The sequence below is a fragment of the Mesorhizobium sp. M1273 genome (assembly GCF_040318195.1).
In the GTDB taxonomy this organism is placed as follows: Bacteria; Pseudomonadota; Alphaproteobacteria; order Rhizobiales; family Rhizobiaceae; genus Mesorhizobium.
In genome coordinates this window covers 67,206-94,184 of record NZ_JAMYLV010000007.1, presented here as the reverse complement: position 1 = coordinate 94,184, position 26,979 = coordinate 67,206, and the positions used below count along the sequence as shown (strand labels likewise).

The following is a 26,979-nucleotide window of genomic DNA, read 5'->3' as shown; positions in this document are numbered from 1 at the left end:
TCCATGTCGTCACCCGATCTCAATCTGCTTGTCGCCCTCGATGTGCTGCTGAGCGAGGGCAGTGTGGCGCGCGCGGCCGGGCGGCTGCGCCTCAGTCCCTCGGCGATGAGCCGGACGTTGGCGCGGTTGCGCCAGGCGACAGGCGACCCATTGTTGGTCCGGGCCGGCCGTGGCCTGGTTGCGACGCCGCGCGCGCTCGAATTGCAGCAACAGGTAGGCCGCGTCGTTCAGGATGCGGAAGCGCTGCTGCGCCCGGCCAAGCTCCTCGACCTCCCTGCTCTCGACAAGGTCTTCACGCTGCGCGCCAACGAAAGTTTCGTCGAGGAGTTCGCACCGCGTCTTCTGACCCGTGTCGAAGCGGATGCACCTGGCGTGCGGCTGCGTTTTGCGCCGAAATCCGACAAGAACGACATGTCGTTGCGTGACGCGGCGGTTGACCTCGAAATCGGGGTTGCCAGTGAAACGAACCCTGAAATGCGCATTCAGGCGCTGTTTCGCGACCGCTTCATCGGTGCGGTGCGAACGGGTCACAGCCTGGGCGAGGGCCCAATGACGCCGGAACGCTATGCGGCCGGCCGCCACATCAGCGTTTCGCGGCGTGGCCGCGAAAAGGGCCCGATCGACGAGGCCTTGAAACTGCTCGGTCTCCAGCGGACGATCGTGTGCATGGTTTCCAGCTTCTCGGCCACGCTCGCCATGGCGCGCGCCTCCGATCTGATCGCCAGCGTCCCCGAACGGCACACGCTGGGCGCGCGCACGGGCATGTACAGCTTCCCGTTGCCGGTCGATATCGAGGAGGTTACCATTTCGATGCTGTGGCATCCGCGACTTGATGCCGATCCGGCACAACGCTGGCTGCGAGCCTGCGTGCGGGAGGTCTGCGCGTCGTTTCGCTGATCCAAACTCAGGGCGTGATCTAGAATCTGGTCACCACGCCGATGCCTATGCCTTCGAAGCCGCCCATCGCCATCAATGCGGCCGGCGCCTCTTCGAGGCTGATCTTCTTGCCGACCAGCAGTTCGGGTTTCAGCTTGCCGGTACGGATCATCTCCATCATCGCCTGGTAGCGAAACGCCTGCATGCCGTGGCTGCCGCGGATTTCGAGCTCGAATGCGATCACCTTGTCCATCGGTATCTGCGGCCTGGCATGGTCGCCGAGCATCAGGCCGACCTGCACGTGGCGGCCGCGACGGCGCAGGTTCGCGATCGAGTTGAAAGAGGTTGTGGGGTGGCCGAGCGCGTCCATCGACATATGCGCGCCGCCATTGGTGATCTGCTTGACCGCCTTGACCACGTTCGGCGTCTTTGCCGCGTTGATCGTCGCCACCGCGCCGATCTTTTTGGCAAAGTCCAGCTTCTCGTCCGTGAGGTCGATGGCGACGACATTGGCGCCCATGGCGCTGGCGATCATGATCGCCGACAGGCCGACGCCGCCGCAGCCATGCACGGCAACCCATTCGCCGGGCGTCACCCGGCCCTGATCGACGATGGCGCGGAACGAGGTGACGAAGCGGCAGCCGAGGCTAGCGGCGGTGGCGAATTCCATCTCGTCGGGCAAGCGTACGAGATTGGTGTCGGCATGGTCGATGGCGACATATTCGGCGAACGAACCCCAGGCGCTGAAGCCGGGCTGGAACTGATGTTCGCAGACCTGGTGGTTGCCCGACGTGCATTCGAAGCAGCGGCCGCAGCCGACGGCAAACGGCACAGTGACGCGCTCGCCGCCCTTCCAGCGGGTCACCTGGTTGCCCACCGCGGCCACGACGCCGGCAAGCTCGTGGCCAGGCACATGCGGCAGGCGGATACCGTCGTCGTGCCCCATCCAGCCATGCCAGTCGCTGCGGCAGAGGCCGGTGGCCTCAACCTTGATGACGACGCCTTCCGGCGCCGGCGTCGGATCCGGCACGGTCTGGATCGTCGGCGCCTCGCCGAATTTTTCGAAGACGACGGCTTTCATCGGCTGTTCCTCATGACTTCTGCGATTTGCGGTCTATTCGGCATCGATCTGGTTCTCAGGCGCGGCCTTCTGGAACGCCGGCAGCGCCGTGCAGGCGGCATTGATGCGCGAGATCGTCGGGTAGGGCGTCATGTCGACGCCGAAGCGGGCATTGCTGGTGACCTGTGCGACCAGGCAGATGTCGGCCAGCCCCGGCGTGTCGCCATGGCAGAATGTCTTGGTCTCGGGCGAGGAAGCCAGAATCTTTTCAAGCGGCTGGAAGCCTTCGTTGACCCAGTGCCGGAACCAGTTGACGACATCCTGGTCGCCGGCGCCGAACAGTGTGCGCAGCGAGGTCAGCACGCGCAGATTGTTCACCGGATGGATGTCGCAGGCGATCATCTGCGCCAGCATCCTGACGCGGGCGCGGCCAGGCGCATCCGTGGGCAGCAGCGGTGGCTCAGGCGTGGTCTCGTCGAGATATTCGATGATCGCCAGCGATTGCGTCAGTAGCCTGCCGTCGTCTAGGACCAGTGCCGGCACCAGCCCTTGCGGATTGACCGCGAGGTAGGCGGGTTCGAGATGCTCGCCGTGGCGCAAATGATGCGGCACGTAGTCGTAGGACAGGCCCTTCATCTCCAGCGCGATCCGCACCCGGTAAGAGGTCGAGGAGCGGTAGTAGTTATGGAGGACGATGTCGCTCATCGGATCGGTTGGCCGATGGTCAGTTCGATTTCGCCGATGCCGTCGACGCCACCGGTGATCTTTTCGCCCGGCCCGACGGCGCCGACGCCAGCCGGTGTTCCGGTGAAGATCAGGTCGCCGGGCTTAAGCTCTAGCGCCTCGCTGCAAATCGAGACGATGTCGGGAACCGGCCAGATCAGTTCGGCGAGGTCGCCGTCCTGCCTGATCTCGCCGTCGACCGCGAGCCAGATGCGGCCCTTGTCGGGATGACCGGATTTTTGCGCCGGAACCAGCGGGCCGCAGGGCGCTGAACGGTCGAAGGCTTTCGACCAGTCCCACGGCCTTGCCGCCTTTTTTGCCTCGTCCTGAAGGTCGCGGCGAGTCAGGTCGACGCCGACGCCGTAGCCCCAGACATGGTCCAGCGCGCGCTCGCGCCGGATGCGGAAGCCGGCTCCGCCGATCGCGACGACCAGCTCGATTTCGTGATGCAGGTTTTGGGTCAGCGGCGGGTAGGGGATAATCGTGCCCGAACCGACCGCCGCATCGACCACTGCGTCGCCTGGCTTGGTGAAGAAGAAGGGCGGGTCGCGCTCGTCATTGCCGAGCTCGCGGGCATGAGCGGCGTAGTTGCGGCCGACGCAGAAGATCCGGCGCACCGCAAAACGCTCCGGCGAGCCGGCCACGGCCACCGACGAGGTTGCGGGCAGGGGAAGGACGAAGCCGGTCATGCACTGTCTCTGTTCAGTGGATCTGTCCGCGGCACATTCGGCCGATTTGGGCAAACGGGCAAGGCATTGGATGGCGGAAGAGCAGGCCTGCCGCACGGTGCCGCGGAAATCGCCGGTACATTTTGCTCTGCCGGCCAAGATGGAGATGTACCATTTGCCGTTAGGCTGGCCATGGCGCGCAGCGCCTGCCGCCAACGCCTGAGACTGTCGACCGTTGGTTTCGAGTAACGGACGTGAGAGCCCCTTTTCGGTCGTCCTGTACTTCGGGCGTGTCGTTATCTCGCACTTGCACAAAGCTCTGGTGCGCTGCAATATAGCTGGAGGAATGCGGCCTTCCGCCCGCCTTTCGCAGGTTCAATGAAGGGACCGGCATGACGGACATCTCCGCGACGCGTCTTGTCGTGTCCAGGCCTGTGGCCGATAGCTCGGCAAGAACCAGGCTTGCCTATCTCGACGGCTGGCGCGGCCTGTCGATCGCGCTGGTGCTGATCGGCCATTTCTTCCCCGTTCCCGGCATCAATCTCGGCGTCCTGGGCGTCGAATTCTTCTTCGTGCTCAGCGGCCGGCTGATGGCCGAGATCCTGTTTGTCGAATACTATCCGCTGAAGAAATTCTTCAAGCGCCGGTTCTCCCGCATCTACCCGGCACTGCTGATTTTTGTCGTCGCCGCGATGGTTGCCCTGTCCGGCACATTCATCGCCTTCAAGTGGAAGGCGGCGCTGACGGCGCTGACGTTCACCTACAACTATGCCGGAATTCTCGTCACCCGCGCCGGCGCGCTCGACCATATCTGGTCGCTCTGCGTCGAAGAGCACGCCTATATCATCCTGGCGCTGATCAGCGTCGTCGTCTCGGGGCGGTCCCGGGTCATCATGTTGCTCGGTGCATTGTCGGTGCTGGCCATGGCAAACGGCGCCATCTCCTACTGGGTGCTCGCAATAGGCTACGAGGGCACCTATTGGCGCACCGACGTGCACATCGCCTCGATCCTGCTGTCGGCGGTGATATGCCTGCTCAAGGCCGACGACAGGCTGCCGGCGCTGTTCAAGGGGCCACATGTCGCCCTGGCGGCCTCAGTACTGGCTGTGCTCCTTTTCATGGCTGCCGTGCCAACCCCGATCCATTATCTGGTCGCGGTGCCGCTGCTGGCACTCGCCGTCAATTCGCTCGACTTCGGCAGCCGGTATCTGACCGGGTTTCTATCGTCCCTGCCGATGACGATGCTGGGGCTGTGGTCGTATTCGCTCTATCTTTGGCAGCAGCCCTTTTATCAATTCGTCGACATAAAAGGCAGTTCGCCGTGGTTGATGCTTGCGGCGGCGTTCGCTTGCGCGCTGTGCAGCTACTACATCATCGAAAAGCCGGCCCGCTCCTGGCTGAACCGCAATTGGTAGGGCGTACGGCGCCCGCCGTTCAGCCGGCGATCCGTCTTGCATAATACCGCACGGCTTTCCTGCCGCCGTGGATTACCGCGTCGCCCACTTCCGCAAAGCCGAGTGTGGCATGGAAAGCGTCCGAAGCCGGATTGGGTGGCTCGGCATTGACTTCGCAGGTGACGATCGCCTGGCCCGCGCGTGACGCCTGCTCGAACAGATCCTCGTACAGCCGGCGGGCATGGCCGCGCCCGCGCGCTGCGGCGGCGACCACGACGCGATCGACATAGACGAACCGCGGGTAACGCTGGCGAAACCACAGGAAGTTCGGGCTGTCGTAGCTGGCGTCCTGGTCGAAGGTCATGATGAAGGCTTCGAGCGTACCGATGCGGCGCGTGTAAAACGCTTCGGCGAGCAGGAAGGACAGGCGCTCGGGTTCGAGCCACGACAATTCGGCGGCATGCTCGTTGTTGAGCGCGAGGATTGCGGACTCATCACGCGGCGAAACCCGTTCGATCGGCAAACGCACTTCGATCATGTTGTTCGATCTTCCAGGATCACAGCCGGGCGGCTGCGATGGTCGCCGCCACCAGCGCCTCGTCGGTCACGGTGTTGCGGTATTCGCGGTCGAGGTCGGTGCCGCCCATGCCGACCCTTGGGTTGCGGTAACGCATAGCGCTCTGCACGTCCTTGAGCGCGGCGAAGTGCATTTCGCTTAACCCGGTTTTCCCCCGCACCTTGCCGATGTTCTCGGGATCAAGCCCGCCGCAGCCGAGGATGATGATGCGGTCGCCGGCCTGCCTGACAAGATCGGCGAGCAGGTCCGCGCCCTCGAGCGCCGTGTCGCGCTGGCCGCTGGTCAGCACGCGGCCGACCTTGCAGCGGATCAGCGTCTCCAGCGCCTCTGTCGGGTTGCGGGTCATGTCGAAGGCGCGGTGGCAGGTGACGTTCAAGTTTCCCGCCGCCTTAACCAATTCGCTCATGCGCTGTTCGTCGATGGTGCCGTCGGCAGTGAGGCAACCGACGACGACACCGGCGACGCCGAGCTCGGCAAGCGCGCCGACATCGGCGAGCATCGAACGATATTCGGCTTCGCCATAGAGAAAATCGCCGCCGCGCGGCCGCACGATGACGTGGAAGGGGATCGTCGCCAGCTCGAGCGCCGTGCGCACCGTGCCGAAGCTCGGTGTGATGCCGCCCTCGATCAGGCTGGCACAGAGCTCGACACGGTCGGCGCCGGCGGCTTGCGCGGCCAGCAGGCCGTCTATGCCTTCGACGCAGATCTCGATCAGCGGCAGGCGAGGGCGTTCGGTCTCGATCATAGGCGATCCGTCGATGATTTCAGCTGCCCAGCGGTAGCATCGGGCATGGTGCGATGAAAGCCGGAACTGTTGGCTCAACACGCGACAGGGCGGCCGGCGGTGCTCCAATTTTGCCGCTTGACACATCCATAACCGTTCAGCTATATGTCGATTCATAGCCAGCGAGTTATTGATTGATTAACAGCACAGCCGACCGAAAGCTAAATGTGCGGCCGGCAGAAACACGCCTAAGGAGACCACCATGCAAGCACGGTTGAGAAACCCGGTGATGCTCATTCCCGGCGCCTTGCAGGCACTGCTCGCGCTGGACAAGTCGACGGAGACGGCCGACCTGTCCTATGTGACGCGCAAGCTCGTCCATTTACGCGCCAGCCAGATCAACGGATGCAGCCTCTGCGTCGATATGCATGCGCGCGAATTGAAGAAGGCCGGCGAGAAGGACGAGCGCATCTTTGCCGTGTCCGCATGGCGGGAGACACCCTACTTCACCGACGCCGAACGCGCCGCGCTGGCACTGACCGAGGCGGCAACCCGGTTGGCCGATCGGCCGGATCCGGTGCCGGATGCAGTCTGGGACAAGGCCGCCCGGCACTATGACGAAAAGGCGCTTGCCGCCCTGGTCGTCCAGATTGCCCTGATCAACGCATTCAACCGGCTCAACGCAACCACCAGGCAGATGGTCGGCGCCTGGGGCTGAACGGGGCCGGGTTCTCGAAAAGCCACTTCAGATCCGCAGCTTGTACGAATTCGCGCGGACGAAGTCGATGAAGGCCCGCAGCTTCGGCGGTACTAGGCGGCGGCTCGGATAATAGAGGTGGAGCGGCTCGTAAGCGGGACAGAAAGGCTCCAGCACCTTGACCAGCGCGCCTGAGGCGAGAAGCGGCGCGGCGAGGCCCTCGACGGCGAAGGCGAGGCCCAGCCCTTGCGCGGCGGCGGTAATGCACAGCGGAAGTGTGTTCACGACCAGACATGCGTCCGGCGTGAATGCGACTTCGCGTCCATCCACGGTGAACTCCCAGGGCGAAATCGCGCGCGTGCGGGTGAGGGCGAATGCGATGCAGCGATGGGCGGCGAGGTCGGCCGGCCGCTTCGGTGTGCCTTTGCGCGCCAGATAATCGGGGCTACCCACCACGACCATCTGCAGTGGCCCGCCCAGACGCGCGCCGATCATGTCTTTCTCGAGAAGCTCGCCGATGCGCAGGCCGGCATCGAAGCCCTCGGCGGCGATGTCGACGAAGCTGTCGTCGAAAATCAGACTAAGCCGCACTTCGGGATAAGCATCCATGAACGGCCGCATCAGCGGCTCGATCAGCAGCGGAGCGGCGATCCACGGCAGGCTGAGCCGCAGCGCGCCGGCGGGACGATCGCGGCTGTCGCGCAGAGCCGCACCAGCCGCCCAGATGTCTTCGGCTGCCGGGCGCACATGGTCGAGGTAGTGGGCGCCAGCTTCGGTCAAGCCAACGCTGCGGGTCGTCCGGTTGAGCAGCCGCACCCCCAGGCGCTCCTCGAGCCCCTTGATCGCCTCGCTCAACGAAGCCGGAGCGACGCCGAGCTCGGCGGCGGCGCGGGTGAAGCTTTTGGCCTCCGCAACCTTGACGAAGGCGACGATGCCGCTGAATTGGTCGAGGCGCATTGTAAGGATTTTCCAAATAGCCCTGTCGAATTCTACCGGTTTTTCCGGCGAACGAAAGGCGTCATGTTGGGTCTGACGAACGGGCCTCGGTGTTGGGAACGGCTCGAACAGGCAAGGAGACAGGACCGATGACCAGGCTTGCTTTACTCGCCGCCGGCACTCTTCTGGCGGTGTCTGCCGCCCCGGCGCACAGCGGGCCACTGGAAGACCGCAATATCCAGCTCATCAAAGGCTATTACGCAGCTTACGCGACCGGTAATCCCGAGGCCGTGCGGCCCTTCCTCGCGCCTGATATCGTGTGGCGCATTCCCGGCCATCATCCGCTCGCCGGCGACAAGCGCGGGCCGGACGAGGTGGTCGCCTTCTTCCGCGGCCTGGCCGATGGCAAGTTCAAGGCCGAGCCGATCTTCTTCCAGGCGCAAGGCGACCTCGTTGTCGACGTCCATCGCGGCTGGTCGAATGTCGGCTCAGGTCCCGAGATCGACCAGTTCTACGCGCTGATGTTCCGCATCAAGGACGGCAAGATCGCCGAGGCACAGAATTTTTTGACCGACATGTACCAGTCGGACGCTTTCTACTGGGCGCATTACCCGCTGAAGCCGCTGCCCGGCCGACTGGCTGGCGAGCGCTGAGACGGCGGTCTTTCTCGCAACGCGCAGCGCTTCTCACTCCAAGCCAAAGGAGACTTGCGATGTTTAAAACCCTGACACTTGCCGTAGCAACCACCGCCGCGCTCGCCGTCACCAATGCCGTCGCCGCACCGCGCGTCGAGCACGTCACATTCTCCTCGCATGGTGAGCAGCTTGTCGGCGAGCTCTATCTGCCGGAGGATATGGACGCGGCAAAACCTCGGCCGGCGCTGGTCGTGACCGGCGCCTGGATGACGGTGAAGGAACAGATGCCGGCCCGCTACGCCCGCGAGATGGCCGATCGTGGCTTCGTCGCCTTGACCTTCGATTTTCGTGGGTGGGGCGAAAGCGGCGGCCTACGCCGCCAGTACGAGGATCCTAGGGCCAAGATCGCCGACATCGAAGCGGCGGTCGCCTATTTCTCGCGCCGGCCCGAAGCCGATCAGGACCGCATCGGCGGGCTCGGCATTTGCGCCAGCTCCGGCTATATGGTCACCGCCGCCGCCGAAAACGCCGCGATCAAATCGGTCGCCCTCGTTGCGCCCTGGTTGCAGGATGCCGAAGTGGTCGAGCAGGCCTATGGCGGCCGGCATGGCGTCGCCAGGCTTGAGGCCGTGGGCGATGCGGCCGAGGCTGAGTATCGCCGCACCGGCAAGCAAGCGTTCTTGCCGGCCGCGAGCCTGACCGACGAGCGCGCGGTCATGTTCAAGGTGCCCTATTACACCGAGCCCGATCGCGGCATGATCCCGGCCTGGCGCAACGAGGCCGATCCGGCGTTCTGGCGCGGCTGGCTGACGTTCGACGCCATCCAGGCTGCTCCGCGCCTGCACCAGCCTTTTTTGATGGTGCACAGCGAGGCGGCTGCCATTCCGCAGGGGGCGCACAAATTCTACACGCGGCTGACCAGTTCCAAGCGGGAGCTGTGGCTCGACAACGTCACCCAATTCGATTTCTACGATCGTGCCGCGCCGGTGGAGGCCGCAAGCGATGCCGTCGCCGCGCACTTCCGCGCGACGCTGGGCAGTGCGGGGGAGGCGGGACAATGAGCCTCGTCACGCGCCGGCATGTCCTGGCCTCGGCGGTTTCCGCTGCGATGATTTCCGCCGTCTCGGCGCCCGCCTCGAGCGCTCCGGGAGATGCGCTGACGGTCAAAGACAGGATCGCAATCGCCGAGGCGATTGCCGGGATCGGCCTCTATGCCGATCTGCGTGAATGGAACCGGGTCAGATCCTATCTCGCAGCCCGTGTCACGACCGACTACACCAGCCTCTTCGGCGGCAAGATCACGACTAGCGGCCGCGACGCGTTGATCGCGCAGTGGCAAGGGCTGCTGCCGGGCTTCGACGCCACCCAGCACCTCATAACCAACATCACCGTCGAGGGCGCGGGCAATGACGCGGTCGCACGCAGCCATGTCCGCGCAACCCACTGGATCGGCGGGCGGTTCTGGACGGTCGGTGGCAGCTACCTCCACCGGCTGGTGCGGACGCCGGAAGGTTGGCGCGTCAAGGCAATCTCCATCCGCCGCTTGTACGAAGAGGGGGATCGCGCCGTGCTGGCCGCCGCTGCCGGCCGGGTAAAGGCGGAGGCCAAATGAGTGTTCGGGTTTGCGCAGGCCCAGTCGCGCGGCGAGGTTGCTCGGAGCATCGGCAACGTGAATATTGATCGAAATGTCGGGGCAGGCTTGGCGCATGCGGCATTAGTGCCGCCAACCGCGGAGACAGGACATGACCCTTTCATTGCAGGAGGTTTCCGATAGGCTTGAGACTGTAGCGGGTTCTGAAGTTGATCCGCCGACGCGAGCCGTCGGCAGATCACGGTTGTTCCAGACCGCTCAGGCGGTCTTGCTCTTCCTCTGGCTCAAAGCGCCTAGCAGCGCCTCAGCTGCCTCGCTCGATGATGCTGGGTTCTGACCCGTGATAAGCTGGCCATCGACGACTGTGTGGACGCCCCAGTCCTTGACCTTGGAGAAAACCGCGCCGAGGCTGATCAGCTCGTCCTCGACCAAGAACGGCACGACATTCGTGAGACCTACGGTCTCCTCCTCGCTATTGGTGAAGCCGGTGACGTAGCGTCCCTGCACAAACGGCGTGCCGTCGGGACTGGTCACGCGATGCAGAACGCCCGGTGCGTGGCAAACGAGGGCGATCGGCTTACCGGCCGCGATGAAGGATCCGATCAGCTTGATCGAATTCGGATCTTCGGCCAAATCCCACAGCGGGCCGTGGCCGCCGGGGTAGAAGACCGTGTCGAAGTCCTTCTGGTCGACACTGTCCAGGCGCACGGTTTCTGCGAGCTGCGCCTTGGCAACCTCGTCAGCACTGAAGCGCCGTGTAAGGTCGGTCTGGAACATAGGCTCGTCGCTTTTCGGATCGAGAGGCGGCTGGCCGCCCTTCGGCGAGGCGAGGGTGATCTCGGCGCCGGCGTCCTTGAAGACGTAGTAGGGGGCTGCCAGTTCCTCGAGCCAGAAGCCGGTCTTCTTGCCGGTGTTACCGAGAGTGTCGTGGGAGGTGAGTACCATCAGGACTTTCATTGTCGGATCCTTTTCTCAGGTGATGCCGCGCCGATGAGGCGTCGTAGTTGGTTGATTTGGAGCTCAATCGGCCGCGTCGGCCTGTCGATGCACGGATAATGGCACCTGCCCATGTATTTCAGAAATTTATTTCATTTATTTTATATATTCATGTCGAGATTATATCTCGATGAGATACGATCTGAACCTGCTCCCGGTTTTCTTGGCCCTGATGGAAGAGCGGAGCGTGACACGGGCAGCAGCGCGATTGGGCATCACCCAGCCGGCGCTGTCCAATTCGTTGAACCGCCTGCGCGACACCCTCCGGGATCCGCTATTCATCCGGGAAAGGTATGGCATAAAGCCGACGCAATTGGCCGAGGAGATCGCTCCGACGATCGAAGCAGCGCTGGCGCAACTGGACGATCTCATTTTGAACCAGCAGGAGTTTCAGCCAGCAAAGGCCGAACGGCTGTTCACGCTTGCCCCCAACAGTTACGTGGAGCTTGTGTTGATGCCGGCCCTCGTCGCGAGGACGCGTGAGCTGGCGCCTGGTATCAAGCTCCGCATGACAGCATTTGGCAACGATCTCGCCGAGACCGGCGTCATTTCCGGTACCACGGCCATGGTGATTGGCCGGATCGTCGATCCGCCGGGCAATCTTGTCGTCCAGCATCTTATGGACGATGGGCTCGCCTGCGCGGTGCGCAAGGATCATCCCGACGTTCGAGACCATATTTCCCGAGAACAGTATGAAAGGCTCAAGCACGTGAACGTGCTCCCGCCGGGCCGGCTGCGGGCGGGCCTCTTCCAGGCATTGGAGCAACAAAACCTCAAGCGAGAGATTGCCCTTTCTGTCACGCACTTCCTGGCCGTACCAGAGATGCTTGCCGTCACGAATTACTGCGCAACGCTGCCGAGACTGATCTGCCGCAGCCTTGAGAGGGATCCGCGCCTGAAGATACTACCGGCGCCCGTCGACCTCGGCACTTTTCCAGTGCAGATGGCTTGGCACATTCGCTACCGCCACGACCCAGCCCACATGTGGTTGCGTTCGATGATCGGCGAATTGGCAAAAGAAATGACGTCGGAGACCTAAGACGGCTTTCTTGTATTCGCGTTGATGTCCGCAAAGGCCAAACCGGGCCATTCATCGTGCCGTATGCCGAGCACCAGATCCGGACTTGCCCGAGCTATCAGCAAGCGGCAGCTAGGGTCGCACCATGCCGCCAACTAAGTGCTGTCCGTCACGACCGACTATACCAGCCTCTTCGGCGGCGAAGCCGCGACCAGCGGCAGCGACGCGCTGATCGCGCAGTGGCAAGGGCTGCTGCCGGGCTTCGACGCCACCCAGCACCTCATCACCAACATCATTGTCGAAGGCGCGGGCAATGACGCGGTTGCACGCAGCCATGTCCGCGCAGCCCACTGGATCGGTGCCAGGTTCTGGACGGTCGGCGGCAGTATCTCCACCGGCTGGTGCGGACGCCGGAAGGCTGGCGCGTCAAGGCAATCTCCATCCGCCGCTTGTACGAAGAGGGGGATCGCGCCGTTCTGGCCGCTGCGGCCGACCGGGTAAAGGCGAAGGCCAAATGAGTGTTCGGGTTTGCGCAGGCCCAATCGCGCGGCGAGGTTGCTCGGAGCATCGGCAACGTGAATATTGATCGAAATGTCGGGGCAGGCTTGGCGCATGCGGCATTAGTGCCGCCAACCGCGGAGACAGGACATGACCCTTTCATTGCAGGAGGTTTCCGATAGGCTTGAGATCGAACAGCTGCTTGTTCGCTATTGCTATGCGGTGGACGATCGCGACTGGGAAGCCTATCGCAAAATATTCACACCCGATGCCTTGCTTGACGACACTGTAACAGGTGGAATCAGGAGCGGTGTGGATGAGCATGTTGCTTACATGAAAGGCGCCCTTTCCAAGATATTGATCTCGCAGCACGCCATTTCGACAATCCTTCTGGATCTCCGAGGGGACGAGGCCAGCGCGCGCGTGCATTGTTCATGCCCGATGGTGGTAGACCTCGGCGAAGGCAAAAGGCAGGTCTTCTTCCAGGGGCTTTGGTATCGAGACCGCGTCGTACGCACGTCCGAGGGCTGGCGCATAAGTGAACTGGTCGAGGAAGGCTATTGGAATCACAATTTGCCGGAGGGGTTCGCGTTCTGACGTCTGTTACGCGCTGTGCTGGATCCGCCCCGGACGCCGTTCTCAGACCTGGCAGCTACTGGCGCAACACCGTGTTCTTGGTGCCTTCTTCGACCTGGTCGATGACCAGCAGCTTGACCGGGTCGGCGCCGACATTGGTCGCCTGATGCCATTGCCCGATCATCTCGATGATGAAATCACCTGTTTGATAGGTGTTGCTCTTGCCGGTCTCGACATTGGTGACCTGAAGCGTGCCGGCCTCGACATAGGCATAGCGCGGAAACGGATGCTTGTGGACCGGCAAGGTCGCGCCCGGCGCGATCTGATAGGCCGAGACCAGGACCTGGACGTTGTTCTGCGGCAGCGTGATCGGCTGGCCGGACGCGGTCTCGGTGCGAGAGGCAAGCGGGGTCACCACTACCGGCGTCCCGCTGGCATCCAGCGCCTGGGCAGCCGTTGCGGATAGAACTACCGCGAGCAGCAGCGTCGATACCAAGATTTTTCGCATGATTCCCCCCGAGCTGCGCCAGCATTGCGCAGCGCGCATTGGCGCGCAAGCTTGTCCTGTTCAGCAGCGTTTATCCCGCTTTTCTGAACATGCCTGGCGTCATGCCATGCATGGCCCGGAATGTACGGGACAGATGGCTCTGGTCGGCGAAACCGGCCGCGATGGCGGCGTCGGCAAGGCCAAATCCCTGTTCGATCAGCGTGCTCGCCCGGCGCAATCGCCGGTCGCGGATATAGGCCGCCGGCGTCAGGCCGATCGCCTTGTTGAAGTCGCGGATGACCTGGAACCGGGTCACGCCTGCCACGCCGGCAAGCCGCTTGAGGTCGAGCTGCGAACCAAGTTCGCTTTCGATAAGGTCGCGACAGAGCGAAAATCTTCGCTGTGATCCGGAGCTTTCGATCTCTTCGGCCTGTCCGCTCGAATCGCCATGGCGAACGATCAGCCGTCGCAGCGCCACGAGCAGAGACGTCTCGGCCGTCATCGTGTCCGGGGATGTCGAGCCCTGGTGCGCTGCCGTCAATACTGCGGCGAGACTGCTGTCTTCGATCGTCGCGCGCGAAAACACCGGAGCGCCGTCGCGGCCGAGTTCGCGGGCAAGCGCGCTCATCAGCGGCACCGAAGGATAAAACGTCCGGTAGGCCCAGCCTTCATCCGCGCCGCGTTCGCCGTCATGCCACTCCTCGGGATTGACGACGGCAATGGTGCCTGCCGGAGCGAGAACGCTTTTGCGGCCGATGCGAATGCGCTCGCAGCCAGAGGTGATCAGGGCGATCACATAGGTCGGGTGCGTGTGCAGGTCGTAGCGGTGCCGGGTGAAGCGCGCCTCGAACAGGCCAAGGTCGGGGAAGCACGGATGGCGCCAGTATTTCCCGGTCTCTGCCGCTTCGTTTGTCCTTGCCATGGTCAATCCGGTTCAAGACGCCTCTCGCGGGGCCTTCTATGGCTGGCAAACCAAGCCGCCTTTTGTCGGCGAGAGAGGAGGCGTCATGCTGCATAATGACCGGATCGCCGCACTGACACCAGAGGTCATAGGCTGGCGGCACCATATCCATGCCAATCCGGAGCTCGGATTCAATGAATACGAAACGGCCCGTTTCGTTGCAGAGAAACTGCGCTCTTTCGGCGTCGACGAGGTGCATGAGGGGATCGGCGGCACCGGCGTCGTCGGTGTCCTGCGCAGCGGTGGCGGCACACGCGCCATCGGCCTTCGCGCCGAGCTCGACGCGCTTCCGGTGCTGGAGAAAACCGGCTTGCCCTATGCTTCGAGGAGAGAGGGCGTGATGCACGCCTGTGGCCATGACGGCCACACCGCCATGCTGCTCGGCGCCGCCAAACTGCTCAGTCAATCGCGCACCTTCGACGGCATAGTCACTTTCATTTTTCAGCCGGCCGAGGAAAACGAGGGCGGCAGCATGCGCATGATCGAGGACGGCCTGTTCAAGCGCTTTCGGGTCGAAGCGGTCTATGCGGTCCACAACTGGCCGGGCATCAGGCTGGGGACGATCGCCGCCCGCGTCGGGCCGCAAATGGCGGCCGTCGATAATTTCGAGCTGACCTTCGAGGGTCTTGGCGCGCATGCCGCGATGCCGCAGCTCGGCGACGACCCGATCCTGGCCGCCAGCGCCTTCGTGCAAGCCGTCCAGCGCATCGTCAGCCGCTCGGTCGACCCGCAGAGCGCGCTTGTCGTCAGCATCACGCAGATCCATGGCGGCAATGTCGGCAACATCGTGCCGGGCAAGGTCTGGCTGCAAGGCACCTGCCGCTTCTTCGAGCACGGCCTTTCCGACCATTGCGAGAGGCTGATGGGCGAGATCGCACAAGGTATTGCCGCCGCGCATTCGCTCAAGGCCAGGCTCGACTACAGGAAGGGCTATCCGCCGCTGATCAATACGGCGGATGCGACGGCCCGCGCCGTCGAGGCCGCCGCCCCCGTCGTCGGCCGGGAGAATGTCTTGACCGAGTTCAGCCCCAGTCTCGGCTGCGAGGATTTCGCTTTCATGATCCGCGACGCCGGCGGCTGCTATGCCTGGATCGGCGCCGGCGAGGCTGGCCCGGGCAAAGGCCTGCATGGCGACCGCTACGTTTTCAACGACGAGATCGTGCCGACGGTGATGCGCTATTACGTCAACCTGGTCGAGCAGACGCTTCCGCGGGCCGATCCTTCGACAGCAGTTTTTCCGGCGTGATCGGCAACTCCCGGATCCGCTTGCCTGTGGCGTCGAAGACGGCGTTGGCAACAGCAGCGGCAACGCCGGTGGCGCCGAGTTCGCCGATGCCTTTGCCGCCGATCGGGCTGGCATGCTCGTCCACCTCATCGACGAAGTGGATTATGATGTCGCCGGGAATGTCGGCGTTGACCGGAATGGCGACCCCGGAAAGGTTCTTCGACAGGAACCGCCCAAGCACCGGTTCGTGCCTGCTCTGCTCCATGGCCGCCATGCCCCAGCCCCAGATGATGCCGCCCGTCATCTGGCTGCGTGCGGTGCGGGGATTGACGATGCGGCCGGCGCTGTAGCTGCCGACGGCGCGACGGAGCCTGAGCAGGCCGAGCCCCGGATCGACGCCGACCTCCATGAAAATCGCGCCGAAAGTGCGCATGGCGAGGCCTTTGCCATGCTGCGCCGGATCGAACGAGCCGGAGCCGACGATCTCGCCGATGTCGGTATGGCTCATCACATCGGCGATCGTCTGACCGCCGGCAGCGCCCCTGCGGCGAATCTTGCCGTCCTGCATCTCCACCTCGTCCGGCAGCAGATTGGCAAGACGGGCAAGCTGCGAACGCGCATCTTCGGCGGCGGCAAGCACCGCCGCGCCCACCCCCATGGTCGATGACGAGCCATAGGTCGGTCCCGCCTCCGGCAGCTGCGTATCGCCCATTTCCAACTCGATCTTCTCCATCGGCAGGCCCAGCACGTCGGCTGCGATCTGCGGAAAGATGGTGAGTGTTCCGGTCCCTATGTCCTGCGTGCCGGTGCGGATGAGCACCGTGCCGTCCCTGTGCAGCCTGACCTCGGCTGCAGGCGTCGGGTGGCGGAAACAACCCATGGTACAGGTCGCCATGCCGTAGCCGATCAGCCAATCGCCGTCGCGTTGCGGCTTGCGCGGGCGCTCGCGCCAGCCGAACAGGCGGGCGCCTTCCTCATAGGCCTCGCGCAGCTTCTTCGATGACCAGGGCTGGCCGGTGGCCGGATCCGTGTCCGCATGGTTGATCAGACGCAGGTCGAGCGGATCGACGCCCAGGCGGTGGGCGAGCTCGTCCATCGCGCTTTCGAGGGCCCAGGTGCCGGGACCCTCGACCGGCGCGCGCAGCGCCGTCGGCATGGCGACGTTCGCGCGCTCGACGCGCTGGCTGAGACGCATCGCCGGCGTGGCGTAGAGACCCTTCGAGGCTTCGGTGGCGAACTCGACGAAATCGTCGCTCACGGTGGTCAGGTTGACCACGTCCTGCTGTACTGCGGTCAGCTTGCCCCTTGGCGATGCGAACCGGCCGAATTTTGGCATGTCCTCATGCGTGAGCACACGCACGACGCCCTTCTCGGCGAGCGCGTCGTCGACCATGATCGACGTCACGCGGCCGGCCGGAACGGGCGCGGTCACGAGTACCGCATAGAGCAGGTCGGGGGCGAAATAGTCGGCCGCATAGCGGGCGCGGCCGGTCACCTTGGCGCCGCCGTCAGGGCGGGCAACAGGCTGGCTGATCATCATGACGGCATCCTCGCTGCTCTTTCGATCGCCCGCAAAGCGGCGGTCTTGGCCAGTTCGATCTTGTAGGCGTTCTGCGACAAGGGACGCGCTTCGGCGAAGGATTGCTCGATAGCGGTGCTCAACGCCTCGCGATCGCCGATTTCGGCACCGGCGAGCTGCTCCTCGGCGGCGCTCAGCCGCCACGGCCGCAGCGCGACGGACCCCAACGCCAGGGCCGCCCGACGGATAGTTTGGCCGTCCATCTCCAGCACAGCGGCGGCGGAGACGATGGCGTATTCGTAGGATTCGCGCTCGCGCACCTTGAGGTAAGCCGATCGCGGTGCCGCTGCCGGCAGCTCGATTGCCGTGATCAGTTCGCCTTGCTGCAACACATTGTCCGCCTCGGGCCGCGTGTCGGGAAGCAGGTGGAATTCCGTTGCCGGAATGCGCCGGCCGCCGCTGCGGTGCGCGGTGACGATGACCGCATCAAGTGCTGCCAGCGCCACCGCCGGGTCGGATGGCTGGGTGGCGACGCAATCCTTGGTCCAGCCGAAGATTGCGTGATTGTCGTTGATGCCATGCAATGCCGAGCAGCCGGAGCCGAGCTCACGTTTATTGCATGGCAGCTGCTCTTCGGCACGGAAATAGGCGCAGCGCGTCTTCTGCAGCAGATTGCCGCCTATCGTTGCGAGGTTTCTCAGCTGCGGCGACGCTGCGTTGAGGATCGCCTGGCTCAACACCGGATAGTCGCGCATGACCAGCGCATGCTGCGCGACATCGTTGAGATGCATCAGCGCGCCGATCGTCAAGCCGCCGCCGGGCAGTGCCTCGATCTGATCCAGCCCGTCGAGGCGGGAGATGTCGATGATCCGCACCGGCTCGGCAATGCCAAGGCGCAGCCAGTTGAGCAATTCGGTGCCGCCGGCGAGAAAGGCGCTGTCCGGCGCGGCACCGGCCGCGATCGTGTCGCCCAGGCTATCGGCGCGCGCGTAGACGAATGGGGTCATTGGCTCACCCTCCCGGCCGCCGCGCGCACCGCCTCGGCGATTTGCGGATAGGCGGAGCAGCGGCACAGATTGCCGCTCATCCATTCGCGGATATCGGCATCGGAGCCGGTATGTCCCTCCTCGATCAGCGCCGCCGCCGACATCACCTGGCCGGGCGTGCAGAATCCGCACTGGAAACCATCATGATCGATGAACGCCTGCTGCACGGGATGAAGCGCGTCGCCGTCTGCCAGCCCTTCGATCGTCGTGACCTCGCGTCCCTCGCAGGACACGGCAAGTATCATGCAGGCATTCACACGCCGTTCGTCGAGATGCACGGTGCAGGCGCCGCACTCGCCGAAATTGCATCCCTTTTTCGTTCCGGTCAGATGAAGCCGCTCGCGCAGCAGGTCGAGCAGCGTGACGCGGGGATCGAGATCGGAAAGGCTGTGATCCTCTCCGTTCACCCGCAACCGCAATAGGTGCCGATCGTGGAAGTTCATGTGGGGGTACCTCGAAGCACATGCCGTACTCGCCGCAAGGGACTCGTCCAGCAAGCAGCCACCCACCTGTCGAGGCGAAATAGGGCGGTCAATTCCGGTGAAAAGGCGCTGCCGGTCAGGGAAGGCTAAAAAACGCGCATTTGAGATTTGCGGCGGAAACGCCCTGAATGCCGCCGCAAAAAGTGTCACCGTAATTCCGTAATTCCCGTCATTCAGGTTGGCTTGGGCGGCCTACATTGGGAACATTGCCGCGCCGCTGTCCAATCTAGGGCAGGCGGCTTTCCAGGGCGGGGCGGCCTTGCGACTGGCAATGTCGTCCGGCAAATGAAAGATGAAGCTGAGAACTACGAGTTCGCGATCGGACGACGCCAGGATTCGCCGCAAGCGCACAGGAAACGAAACGTGACCGTGATCGCACTGAGGCGCTACTCGTTGCCGGCGGGCCGAGGAGGATTGCTCGTGAAGGTCGGCTAGGGACGGTATCGCGCGGCAGTGTTGAACGCGGCCTGGGGATCAGTACGATCACGAGGGAAATCAGGGAGCGGATCGCCGCGGTGGCAAGGAGGTGCTCCATGCCGGTCATGGCGTCTGTGACCGCAGGGCAGGCGCTGTCGAAAATCCGCACCCGGCTTATGCCGCTGTTTCCCGTGATGCCACCGCGCTGCACACGCCTCAGCCAGCACGTTCAATTCTCACCGTGACGGAACCGGGACGATCAAAGCTCGAAACATCGCCGGCGACCTCCCGAGCACACGATGCCGGGCGACGGGACGCGACCATTCCGATAGCAGATCACGAAATGATCGGAACTCCACAGCCCGAGCGTGCCGACCGAGAAGTCGCGCTGCCGTGTCTGTTCCGGAAATGGAGCCGGTAGATTTACCGGTCTTCTTCCTGGCGAAGGTGGTCGCTCATCTCAATGGTAAGCGGCAACATCTGAGCAAGAGATTTTGCGGCTTCGTTATCGGCAAGATCGGCCGTGACCTCGCCCCAGTCTGATGAAATGCGAATACGTTCTTGAGCCATCCTGGGTCCAACCATTCCAAATGCAATAACGCCAGCGCTCAGCAGTGATTTCAGCACGGGTCATCCGTTTTCTAGGCAGATGGAGCCCGCCCCAGCAAACACAGGCTCCATCTCGTCAGTCACGCGGAGAGGTGCTGATTGAAGAAGCTGGTAAGCCTGTCGAACGGAATCAGGTCCACACGGTCGTAGAGATCGACGTGACCGGCGCCCTGGACCCAAACCAGTTCCTTGGGCTCGGCTGCCAGTCTGTAGGCTTCCTCGCTGAATTCCCTCGAATGCGCCTGATCGCCGCTGATGAACAGCATTGGGCGCGGCGAGATCGTCTCGATGTCATTGAACGGGTAGAAGTTCATGAATTTGACGTTGCTGGTCAGCGTCGGCTTAGTCGTTATCTGGTCGGAGACACCCGCCGGGGTAAACTCTCCGCGGGGTGTCCGATAGAAATCGTAGAACTCGCGCTGGATGGGATGCGTCGACGCGGTCAGTTCGAGATCAGTGCCGCCCGTATACTGGACTTGGCCGCCTTCGAATTCGGAGTAGCGCTGTTCGGCGGCCGCTGCGATGATCTGCTTCCGTTGCTCGACGCTTAGCGAGTGATTGAGTGCGTTTCGGTTCGCCGCGCCCATGTCATACATGCTGACCGTGGCGATGGCGCGCATGCGCGGGTCGATCTTGGCGGCGCTGATGACGAAGCTGCCGCTGCCGCAGACACCAATCGCGCCAATGCGGTTGCGGTCCACGAACGCGTGTGTCCCGAGGAAGTCCACCGCCGCGCTGAACGCCTCGGCGTAGACATCCGGTGAAACGATCTGTCGGGCTTCGCCCTCGCTCTCGCCCCAGAATGGCAGGTCGATCGCCATGGCGATGAAGCCCTGCTCGGCCATCTTGGTGGCATAGAGGGTCGCGCTTTGCTCTTTCACCGCGCCCATTGGATGGCCGACGACGATGGCCGGATGACGTGCATTGCGGTCGAGGTTCTTGGGAACGAGCAGATTTCCCGCAATATTCATCTGGTATTGGCTTTTGAAGGTCACTTTCTCCAGCGTCACCTGACCGCTTGTATAGAAATTGTTTGCACCGTTTGACATGTCTTGAGCCTTTGCGAAGGGAAAGTTGAAGAGTGACGCCCCACTGAAGGCGGCGATGCCGGAGCCGGTCAGCTTCAAAAGCTCCCGCCGGTGGATTTCACGCGCTGGTATTTTCGTATCAGGGGTATTCAAAGGCATTTCCGATCTCCTGTAAGTTTGGTTGGAATTGAACCACTCGCCACTTTGGCCAGTCCTCTTCGAGTTTGAGCAGACGCCGACCGTTGCCGATCAGCGCGATTGCGAAGCCGGCCAGAACCAAGCTGCCGATGAAGATCGCGGAGATCGTCAGACCATACAGCAGCACCCCTCCGACTACCGCGCCCAGAAGGATCGAAGCCTGGATCGCCGCGACCATCAGGCCTGCCGGCGGCCTCGGCCGCATTTTGCGACATCCATGTCATCCAAATCACCGACATCGCGGTAATGCATTGTTGCAGTGCAAACCTAATGGTTTTGCCATAAAGCGATTAGCCCTATAAATCGGTATGAACCTATCGACTATATCGAATAATCCGCTGCAAGCGACGGAGAGAGAAACTTCATGGCCAGAACCGATCTCAACCAATTGACGTGGTTTCAGGCTGTCGCAGAAGAGCGCAGCTTCACCAAGGCGGCGGCAAAGCTCGGCGTCGCGCAATCGACGCTCAGTCACACGATCAAGCAGCTCGAAACACGCATGGGCATACGCCTTCTGACCCGCACGACGCGTAATGTCGCGACGACCGTTGCGGGCGAAAGGCTGCTACAGACGATCACCCCGCGCATTGGTGAAATCGAAGACGAGATCACAGCGCTGATGGCGCTCCGCGAAAAGCCGTCAGGCTCGATCAGGTTGACCCTGTCCGACCACGCGCTCGAAAGCGTGGTCTGGCCGAAGCTTAAGCCGGTCCTCAGCGGCTATCCCGACATCGGCGTCGAACTGATCCTGGACAGCACCTTCCGCAACATTGTCGAGGAAGGCTTTGATGCCGGTGTCCGGCTTGGAGAGAGCGTCGAGAAAGACATGATCGCGGTCCGCATCGGCCCGGACTGGCGCTTAGTCGCCGTGGCTTCGCCGCGATACTTCGCGGCGCACAGCGTGCCTGTGCATCCGCAGGATCTGGTCCGGCACGTCTGCATCAACATGCGTCACGAAACCGCCGGTGGTCTGTACGCATGGGAGTTCGAGAAGGATGGACAGGCGCTGCGTGTCCGTGTGGACGGTCAACTTACCTTCAACAACTCCTACGCCATGATCGACGCTGCAGTGAGTGGCTATGGCATCGCCTATGTTCCCGAGAACATCGTGGAGCGGCACGTCGTCTCAGGATTGCTGGTGAAGGTCCTCGACGACTGGTCACCCTTCTTCGATGGCTATTTTCTCTATTATCCGAGCCGCCGCCAAAACCTTCCTGCGTTCAAGATCATTGTCGACGCGTTGCGGCATCGGGATCCGTCGGGATCGTGATGTTCCCTTCGTCATATTGTACTCAGGGGCGTGGTCGATAGCGGCTCATTCCTGAATCTCGATAGGCGCAGCAGGAAAGGCATAGGTCGAGGTCCGGTATCCAACTCGAAGCGTTAGTTATAACCAGAACATCGCGTCGATGCTTGCGCGAAGGTTGGCCACAACTTTCTTCCCCATCGCGCCGGCTGGAGCGAAGCGCATGATCCTACAGGGAAATTGAATAGGTCCGCGGCCGCATCGCACCGCAGCGTAGATGTTGGCTCCCCGGGCCGGATTCGAACCAGCGACCAACCGGTTAACAGAGGGTTTCATATATTCATGTCAGGTTTTGCACTCGTTTTCAGGTGCCCCATATCGATCGGAAATTAAAGAGTAATTTCTTGTCATCTCCTTCGATACCTGTCATGTCTTCCGCCTAAGCGCTTGCGTCCGTACCCACAGGGTGCGTTTTGGGTACGGGAACAGCGGCCAACCGTGGTGAGACCGGTATGCCGAAAATGACCATGACGGACAGGTGGGTGGCGGCCGCCAAGAGCGGTTCAGACGGCCGTACGGACTACTTCGACAGCCATGCGACCGGCCTGTGTTTGCGAGTATCGGAACAGCACAAGTCATGGAACTTCTGCTTCACGCTTCAGAGCAAGCGGGCTCGCATGCTGCTTGGCTCCTATCCTGCCGTGAGCCTTGCAGACGCCCGCGGGAAGGCGATCGAAATGCGCGGCTATCTGGAACAAGGAAAAGACCCTCGCATAGTCGCCAACGAGATTCGGTCACAGGAAACCGCATCCGTCATGACGGTAGCCGATCTGGTAGAGAACTACCTGACGCGGCGGGCATCCACGAAACGATCGGCGGATGAGATCGCGAGGCGGCTCAGAAAGAACGTCTCTGGCAAGGACGCGAATGGAAAGAGGATTGAGGGTGCTTCGTCCGGCTGCATCGGTAACGTGCGGCTGCCTGATTTGCATCGGCGCGACATCACCAAGGCCATCGATGCTGTGAAGGACAGGGGCGCGGGTGTTGAGGCGAATCGAGTATTCGAGGACATCCGCGCCATGATCCGTTGGGCGCGCGGTCGTGGCGATCTGGACAGCAACCTTGCTGAAGGCATGAGCCAACCTACGGAAACCGTAGTGCGGGACCGGGATCTGTCTAAGGACGAAATCAGGACCATGTGGGCGGCCTTGGTCGACGCGGACATGCGGGAGTCGACGCGGCGCGTCATCCGCCTGTGCCTCGTCACCAGTCAGCGCGTAGGTGAGGTCGCCGGAATGATGGTCGACGAGTTGGATCTCGACGCGGCTGTGTGGACCATCCCGCCCGAGCGCTCGAAGAACAAGAAAGCCCATACGGTCCCGCTGTCGTCGATGGCAGTCGAGATCGTCAATGACCAACTTGCAGACGTGAAGGCGCTGTCGGAGCGGAAAGGAAGGGCGGTTCCGACCTTCGTGTTCCCTGGGCCCGGCGCCAGTTCCTCCGTCACCGGTGCCGCCATCGCGAAAGCGATCAAGCGCCAAGAGGTCATCAAGCGCGGCGTGGCGAAGATTATGAGGGTCGATCCTTGGACGGCTCACGACCTTCGGCGGACCGCGGCAACAGGAATGGAGGAGCTTGGGATCTCGCCGTTTGTCGTTGCGCATGTGCTGAACCACGTCAGTCTGACGAAGGCGACGATCACTAGCCGTGTCTATGCCCGCTACAATTACGCGAAAGAGAAGCGTGAAGCATTGGAGCTTTGGGCGGACCGGCTGCGGGGGATAGTGGCCGGAAGCGCGGATGTCATTTCGTTGTCTGACGGAAAAAAAGCTCTTGAAAGGAATCCTGCGAACTCATAGATGGTGGGTTACTTGATGTATTTGGCTGGTTTTGAAGGAAACGCACCCTCATGGCGGGTGCACGGCACTTAGTCCAACGCCGGCTTAGGTCCGGCTCACTGTTATAAGCGCACCCGTCGAATGACGGCCGCGTGAAGAGTGGACGGCGACCGCATAGAGTGATCGAGACTGCGACCCTGCAGGCGATCTCTCAATGACCGGAGTCGCTGTATCTATTCTGTGTGGTGGCTCCCCCAACCATAGGAGCTACTATTGATCACACTTCCAAAAGCCTCAGACCTCCTTTCTATCTCCGATGTCAAAAAGCTGGTCGGCCTGTCCGAATCCGCGATCTATCGCGGGGTAGGGTCCAAGACTTTTCCCAAGCCCGTGAAATTCGGGCCGAAAATGAACCGCTGGATCAAAGCGGAAATTGAACAATGGTTCACTGACCGCATCGCCGAGCGGGACGTCGCCTGATGAGCCCCGCCGACGAACTCACCCGCCTTCATCAACAGGCCGACGCCGCCCAAGCATGCTTGAACGGCCTGGTGGAGCGGCGAGAAGCCTCGCTAGACGGCGCCGGGCTGATGCCTACCCGTTCGGACATCGAGAAGGCCCAGGCCCGTCTTGAAGTCGCTCAGGCGCTATTGCGAGCGCACCAGCGGATGGCGGTGCGATCGTGATCGATCCTGAGACCGAAGCCGAGCTCAGATCGATTATGCGAGCGTATGGCGGGGGCATCGCAGAGAACTTCTTTCTGGTGGATCCACGCGATCACGTCGACGCGGAAACCCATCAAATTTTCCTCGGCCAGTTCGAGGATGGTGCCAAGGAACTCATTAGATTGTTCATTGAACGCCTCCAGGCGGGAGGACGCTGGCAGCAAGAGGCTATCGACCTTGCCGAAACATACGCCTTCGAAGGTTTTCGGCAGCGGTACGACGTTTTGCTAGCCGGATCAGGGCACGGGTCCGCATGAGCGAGCGCACAAACGAAGCATCCGACGCAAAATCATCCAGCTTCTTCCGGCCAGAAAGTGATACCCCCGAATATTTTGAGGGCGCCGGGAAACGTAAGGACCACGCGCGAGTAGAATCGCGTCCCGTTCGATGGCCGAACAATCGAATTGAAGCGATGAAGCAGTTTGAGGTTTGGCACACCGTCGCAATGCAGATTGCCAACGCAGCGGGTTGCAGTTTTCGAACTCTTGGGGTGTTCTTCAAGTTTGTGAACTGGTCTACCGGCACGCTATGGCCGATGGACGAAACCCTTGCCGAACATGCCGGCAATTGCTCTCCCAAGACCGTTTCCCGCGACCTGGGCGCCTACAAAGCGGCCGGTATTATCGACGTGAAAAGCGTCTATGACCCCAAGGAAAAGAGAAAGCGAAGGGTCATCAGGCTCACCTATCCGGTTCGATTGCCAGACGGAATAATCCTGACTGAAGACGTCGACCAAATGGACACGGGTGGTCCATTTGGTGAGCACGACCAAATGGACACGGGTGGTCCATACCTTACGGACACGGGTGGTCCCAATACCTTTGACTCTACCGCTGAAGGTAAACCCTCATGACGCAGCTTGATCTTTTCAACGACTACAAGCTTGCCCAAAAGCCTTTGCTGATCGCATTCCCGCTATGCCGCCGCAGGGATCTGATTGCCGAGACCGCTCGAGGCCTTGCTACCCGCAATCAATCTGACGGCAGAAAGTTTTGGAACCGGCAAGTCAAAGCAATCCGCCGCGACATGAAAGCCAACGGGATCCCTAAGGTTGAAATCGACCGACAGGTTTCGGAGTTCATTCGTGTCATCAACGTCGAATTGGACTATCGCGCCGGTCATTGGTCATCCCGCCAGTGACAGCCTGGGTTTCAAGAAAGAAAGACCCGGGGACGATGATCGCCCCCGGACCCCCCGCTTTCCCTTCGGGAATAGCCGTCGCCGTCGTTGGCGCCACATCGCAGCCGTCGCTTTTTTCAAGATTAGAAAGCGAAAACCCTGGCTTTCGGTAAACACAAAATCTAGTGGCAGAAAATATTTTTCATCTAGGGCTTGCGTCGGTGACGGGCGCGAGTCATAAGCGACGAGAACGATACATCTGACGAATACGCCGAATCACCCGTCGTCCTGCCATCAGCAGCCGGCGGGTTTTCTTTTGCCGCAACAGGCTGGCGCCAATGAAACACCGCTCGCAATACGATGCCAAGCGCCGGGCTTCGCAGCCGTGGCGGCAGTGGTATAAAACGCGCGAGTGGTATGCAATTCGCGCTCGACAGTTGAGGAGGGAACCGCACTGCGCGATTTGTGCTCGGGCTGGCGTAAAAACCCCTGCCACTATTTGCGACCACGACGTGCGCCACCGGGGCGATCGGCAAAAATTCTTTGCCGGGCCGTTTTCGTCGCTATGCAAGGCATGTCACGACAGCAATAAGCAAAAAACCGAGATCCACGGCTACAGTAGCGACGTCGGCGCCGACGGGATTCCGGCGGATGCGAGGCATCCGTTCAACGCTTGATGATCCGGAAGGCGTTCCGGACATCCTCGCTCAAGCCGACGTGCTTCGGCGGATAGAGACCCGCTTTGCGCAGCGCCACGACGACATGGCGATGCCGCGCGGCTCGCGCGTCGTCGTAAAGGATTTCCTCGTCGGGGCAGGAGTCGACCCAGCCGATAAAGCTCGTCGCGGCTTCCCGCCCCCGCGCAGCCGCAAGGCCGATGGCAATCTGGCCCGCAATGTGGTTGATCTCGTCGCGATCCATCTTGCCGCCTTGGGAGATGCATTGGTCCGATGCAATCCGCCTGAGCCGGACAAAGGCCGTGCGAAGGGCAATCGCCGCCTCGGTCTCTCGGAAATCCATGCCCTGATCGCGGCACTGTTGCCGGAACTTTTGCAGCTGCGCGTCGTGCGCCTCCGGCAGTAGGCCGATGACTATCCCGACGACTACCAG

34 protein-coding genes are annotated in these 26,979 nt (G+C 62.2%); 18 read left to right on the top strand and 16 right to left on the bottom strand.

Annotated features, from left to right (window positions below; genetic code table 11):
* The first annotated feature begins 3 nt into the window (after positions 1-3).
* Complete coding sequence (locus NKH30_RS10545; protein WP_352470466.1) at positions 4-897, top strand: LysR family transcriptional regulator; 894 nt, start codon at positions 4-6, stop codon at positions 895-897.
* A 19-nt stretch (positions 898-916) separates the two neighbouring features.
* Here NKH30_RS10545 and NKH30_RS10540 read toward each other — a convergent pair whose 3' ends face one another.
* From NKH30_RS10540 to NKH30_RS10530, 3 genes are read right to left on the bottom strand one after another with little or no spacing between them, the layout of a single operon-like run.
* A complete protein-coding gene (locus NKH30_RS10540; RefSeq protein ID WP_352500893.1) occupies positions 917-1,957 on the bottom strand; it encodes a zinc-dependent alcohol dehydrogenase family protein in 1,041 nt (346 codons plus the stop codon).
* A 33-nt stretch (positions 1,958-1,990) separates the two neighbouring features.
* Entirely contained in the window at positions 1,991-2,641 is a 651-nt protein-coding gene (maiA, locus tag NKH30_RS10535; protein ID WP_352500892.1) for a maleylacetoacetate isomerase, read from the bottom strand.
* Positions 2,638-3,348 carry a fumarylacetoacetate hydrolase family protein gene (locus NKH30_RS10530; protein ID WP_352614016.1) on the bottom strand — a complete coding sequence of 237 codons (711 nt, stop codon included), beginning with the start codon at positions 3,346-3,348 and terminating at the stop codon, positions 2,638-2,640. The genes maiA and NKH30_RS10530 overlap by 4 nt, the downstream gene beginning before the upstream one ends.
* 371 nt (positions 3,349-3,719) lie before the next feature.
* Here NKH30_RS10530 and NKH30_RS10525 point away from each other — a divergent pair, with 371 nt between their 5' ends.
* Complete coding sequence (locus NKH30_RS10525; RefSeq protein ID WP_352470357.1) at positions 3,720-4,742, top strand: acyltransferase family protein; 1,023 nt, start codon at positions 3,720-3,722, stop codon at positions 4,740-4,742.
* A 19-nt stretch (positions 4,743-4,761) separates the two neighbouring features.
* Here NKH30_RS10525 and NKH30_RS10520 read toward each other — a convergent pair whose 3' ends face one another.
* Positions 4,762-5,259: a GNAT family N-acetyltransferase gene (locus NKH30_RS10520; RefSeq protein WP_352995272.1), complete on the bottom strand. Its 498-nt coding sequence runs from the start codon at positions 5,257-5,259 to the stop codon at positions 4,762-4,764.
* A 19-nt stretch (positions 5,260-5,278) separates the two neighbouring features.
* Positions 5,279-6,043, bottom strand: coding sequence for a copper homeostasis protein CutC (locus NKH30_RS10515; protein ID WP_352830982.1), 765 nt, complete (start codon positions 6,041-6,043; stop codon positions 5,279-5,281).
* Positions 6,044-6,284: 241 nt separating this feature from the next.
* Between NKH30_RS10515 and NKH30_RS10510 the strand changes: the two genes are divergently transcribed.
* On the top strand, positions 6,285-6,740 hold the full coding sequence (locus NKH30_RS10510) for a carboxymuconolactone decarboxylase family protein (RefSeq protein ID WP_352830980.1): 456 nt from the start codon (positions 6,285-6,287) through the stop codon (positions 6,738-6,740).
* Between the two features lie 27 nt (positions 6,741-6,767).
* Here the strand turns inward: NKH30_RS10510 and NKH30_RS10505 are convergent, their stop codons facing one another.
* On the bottom strand, positions 6,768-7,676 hold the full coding sequence (locus NKH30_RS10505) for a LysR family transcriptional regulator (RefSeq protein WP_352995269.1): 909 nt from the start codon (positions 7,674-7,676) through the stop codon (positions 6,768-6,770).
* Positions 7,677-7,804: 128 nt separating this feature from the next.
* Between NKH30_RS10505 and NKH30_RS10500 the strand changes: the two genes are divergently transcribed.
* From NKH30_RS10500 to NKH30_RS10490, 3 genes are read left to right on the top strand one after another with little or no spacing between them, the layout of a single operon-like run.
* The gene (locus NKH30_RS10500) at positions 7,805-8,308 is read left to right on the top strand and encodes a nuclear transport factor 2 family protein (RefSeq protein WP_352614021.1); all 504 of its coding nucleotides are present in this window, start codon (positions 7,805-7,807) and stop codon (positions 8,306-8,308) included.
* A 59-nt stretch (positions 8,309-8,367) separates the two neighbouring features.
* Positions 8,368-9,351, top strand: coding sequence for an alpha/beta hydrolase (locus tag NKH30_RS10495; RefSeq protein ID WP_352995266.1), 984 nt, complete (start codon positions 8,368-8,370; stop codon positions 9,349-9,351).
* On the top strand, positions 9,348-9,902 hold the full coding sequence (locus NKH30_RS10490) for a nuclear transport factor 2 family protein (protein ID WP_352995263.1): 555 nt from the start codon (positions 9,348-9,350) through the stop codon (positions 9,900-9,902). The genes NKH30_RS10495 and NKH30_RS10490 overlap by 4 nt, the downstream gene beginning before the upstream one ends.
* 237 nt (positions 9,903-10,139) lie before the next feature.
* Here NKH30_RS10490 and NKH30_RS10485 read toward each other — a convergent pair whose 3' ends face one another.
* Positions 10,140-10,838 carry a type 1 glutamine amidotransferase domain-containing protein gene (locus NKH30_RS10485; protein WP_352897817.1) on the bottom strand — a complete coding sequence of 233 codons (699 nt, stop codon included), beginning with the start codon at positions 10,836-10,838 and terminating at the stop codon, positions 10,140-10,142.
* Positions 10,839-11,007: 169 nt separating this feature from the next.
* On the opposite strand from NKH30_RS10485, the gene NKH30_RS10480 reads away from it, so the two are divergent.
* The 3 genes from NKH30_RS10480 (at position 11,008) to NKH30_RS10470 (ending at position 12,990) form a co-directional block, all read left to right on the top strand.
* The gene (locus NKH30_RS10480) at positions 11,008-11,916 is read left to right on the top strand and encodes a LysR family transcriptional regulator (RefSeq protein WP_352995260.1); all 909 of its coding nucleotides are present in this window, start codon (positions 11,008-11,010) and stop codon (positions 11,914-11,916) included.
* 138 nt (positions 11,917-12,054) lie between these two features.
* The gene (locus NKH30_RS10475; protein WP_352539720.1) at positions 12,055-12,396 is read left to right on the top strand and encodes a nuclear transport factor 2 family protein; all 342 of its coding nucleotides are present in this window, start codon (positions 12,055-12,057) and stop codon (positions 12,394-12,396) included.
* Between the two features lie 147 nt (positions 12,397-12,543).
* Positions 12,544-12,990, top strand: coding sequence for a nuclear transport factor 2 family protein (locus NKH30_RS10470; protein WP_352539721.1), 447 nt, complete (start codon positions 12,544-12,546; stop codon positions 12,988-12,990).
* A gap of 55 nt (positions 12,991-13,045) precedes the next feature.
* Here the strand turns inward: NKH30_RS10470 and NKH30_RS10465 are convergent, their stop codons facing one another.
* Positions 13,046-13,477, bottom strand: coding sequence for a cupin domain-containing protein (locus NKH30_RS10465; protein ID WP_352470368.1), 432 nt, complete (start codon positions 13,475-13,477; stop codon positions 13,046-13,048).
* 70 nt (positions 13,478-13,547) lie between these two features.
* The gene (locus tag NKH30_RS10460) at positions 13,548-14,378 is read right to left on the bottom strand and encodes an AraC family transcriptional regulator (RefSeq protein ID WP_352995257.1); all 831 of its coding nucleotides are present in this window, start codon (positions 14,376-14,378) and stop codon (positions 13,548-13,550) included.
* 85 nt (positions 14,379-14,463) lie between these two features.
* Here NKH30_RS10460 and NKH30_RS10455 point away from each other — a divergent pair, with 85 nt between their 5' ends.
* On the top strand, positions 14,464-15,663 hold the full coding sequence (locus tag NKH30_RS10455) for an amidohydrolase (RefSeq protein WP_352995254.1): 1,200 nt from the start codon (positions 14,464-14,466) through the stop codon (positions 15,661-15,663).
* Here NKH30_RS10455 and NKH30_RS10450 read toward each other — a convergent pair.
* The 6 genes from NKH30_RS10450 to NKH30_RS10425 all read right to left on the bottom strand — a co-directional run bounded on the left by NKH30_RS10450 (position 15,602) and on the right by NKH30_RS10425 (position 21,119).
* Positions 15,602-17,182, bottom strand: a complete 1,581-nt coding sequence (locus tag NKH30_RS10450; RefSeq protein WP_352995252.1) for a xanthine dehydrogenase family protein molybdopterin-binding subunit — start codon at positions 17,180-17,182, stop codon at positions 15,602-15,604. The genes NKH30_RS10455 and NKH30_RS10450 overlap by 62 nt on opposite strands.
* Positions 17,179-18,168: an FAD binding domain-containing protein gene (locus tag NKH30_RS10445; protein ID WP_352995249.1), complete on the bottom strand. Its 990-nt coding sequence runs from the start codon at positions 18,166-18,168 to the stop codon at positions 17,179-17,181. Before NKH30_RS10445 ends, NKH30_RS10450 begins: the two co-directional genes overlap by 4 nt.
* Complete coding sequence (locus NKH30_RS10440; protein WP_352470467.1) at positions 18,165-18,650, bottom strand: (2Fe-2S)-binding protein; 486 nt, start codon at positions 18,648-18,650, stop codon at positions 18,165-18,167. Before NKH30_RS10440 ends, NKH30_RS10445 begins: the two co-directional genes overlap by 4 nt.
* An 879-nt stretch (positions 18,651-19,529) precedes the next feature.
* On the bottom strand, positions 19,530-19,733 hold the full coding sequence (locus NKH30_RS10435) for a cyclophilin-like fold protein (protein WP_352470375.1): 204 nt from the start codon (positions 19,731-19,733) through the stop codon (positions 19,530-19,532).
* Positions 19,734-19,795: 62 nt separating this feature from the next.
* Positions 19,796-20,842 carry an alpha/beta hydrolase gene (locus NKH30_RS10430; protein ID WP_352685030.1) on the bottom strand — a complete coding sequence of 349 codons (1,047 nt, stop codon included), beginning with the start codon at positions 20,840-20,842 and terminating at the stop codon, positions 19,796-19,798.
* A 40-nt stretch (positions 20,843-20,882) separates the two neighbouring features.
* Positions 20,883-21,119: a hypothetical protein gene (locus NKH30_RS10425; protein WP_352995246.1), complete on the bottom strand. Its 237-nt coding sequence runs from the start codon at positions 21,117-21,119 to the stop codon at positions 20,883-20,885.
* Between the two features lie 186 nt (positions 21,120-21,305).
* Between NKH30_RS10425 and NKH30_RS10420 the strand changes: the two genes are divergently transcribed.
* The 8 genes from NKH30_RS10420 to NKH30_RS10385 all read left to right on the top strand — a co-directional run bounded on the left by NKH30_RS10420 (position 21,306) and on the right by NKH30_RS10385 (position 26,546).
* Complete coding sequence (locus NKH30_RS10420) at positions 21,306-22,211, top strand: LysR family transcriptional regulator (RefSeq protein ID WP_352470378.1); 906 nt, start codon at positions 21,306-21,308, stop codon at positions 22,209-22,211.
* 488 nt (positions 22,212-22,699) lie between these two features.
* A complete protein-coding gene (locus NKH30_RS10415) occupies positions 22,700-24,046 on the top strand; it encodes a tyrosine-type recombinase/integrase (protein ID WP_352995243.1) in 1,347 nt (448 codons plus the stop codon).
* Between the two features lie 252 nt (positions 24,047-24,298).
* A complete protein-coding gene (locus NKH30_RS10410) occupies positions 24,299-24,505 on the top strand; it encodes a helix-turn-helix transcriptional regulator (protein WP_352995240.1) in 207 nt (68 codons plus the stop codon).
* On the top strand, positions 24,505-24,711 hold the full coding sequence (locus NKH30_RS10405) for a hypothetical protein (protein ID WP_352995237.1): 207 nt from the start codon (positions 24,505-24,507) through the stop codon (positions 24,709-24,711). The genes NKH30_RS10410 and NKH30_RS10405 overlap by 1 nt, the downstream gene beginning before the upstream one ends.
* On the top strand, positions 24,708-25,007 hold the full coding sequence (locus NKH30_RS10400; protein WP_352995234.1) for a hypothetical protein: 300 nt from the start codon (positions 24,708-24,710) through the stop codon (positions 25,005-25,007). Before NKH30_RS10405 ends, NKH30_RS10400 begins: the two co-directional genes overlap by 4 nt.
* Positions 25,004-25,603: a hypothetical protein gene (locus NKH30_RS10395; protein WP_352995232.1), complete on the top strand. Its 600-nt coding sequence runs from the start codon at positions 25,004-25,006 to the stop codon at positions 25,601-25,603. The genes NKH30_RS10400 and NKH30_RS10395 overlap by 4 nt, the downstream gene beginning before the upstream one ends.
* Entirely contained in the window at positions 25,600-25,890 is a 291-nt protein-coding gene (locus NKH30_RS10390; RefSeq protein WP_352995229.1) for a DUF6074 family protein, read from the top strand. Before NKH30_RS10395 ends, NKH30_RS10390 begins: the two co-directional genes overlap by 4 nt.
* 317 nt (positions 25,891-26,207) lie before the next feature.
* Positions 26,208-26,546: an HNH endonuclease gene (locus NKH30_RS10385; RefSeq protein WP_352995226.1), complete on the top strand. Its 339-nt coding sequence runs from the start codon at positions 26,208-26,210 to the stop codon at positions 26,544-26,546.
* Here NKH30_RS10385 and NKH30_RS10380 read toward each other — a convergent pair.
* A complete protein-coding gene (locus NKH30_RS10380) occupies positions 26,536-26,790 on the bottom strand; it encodes a hypothetical protein (protein WP_352995223.1) in 255 nt (84 codons plus the stop codon). The genes NKH30_RS10385 and NKH30_RS10380 overlap by 11 nt on opposite strands.
* Between the last annotated feature and the right edge of the window lie 189 nt (positions 26,791-26,979).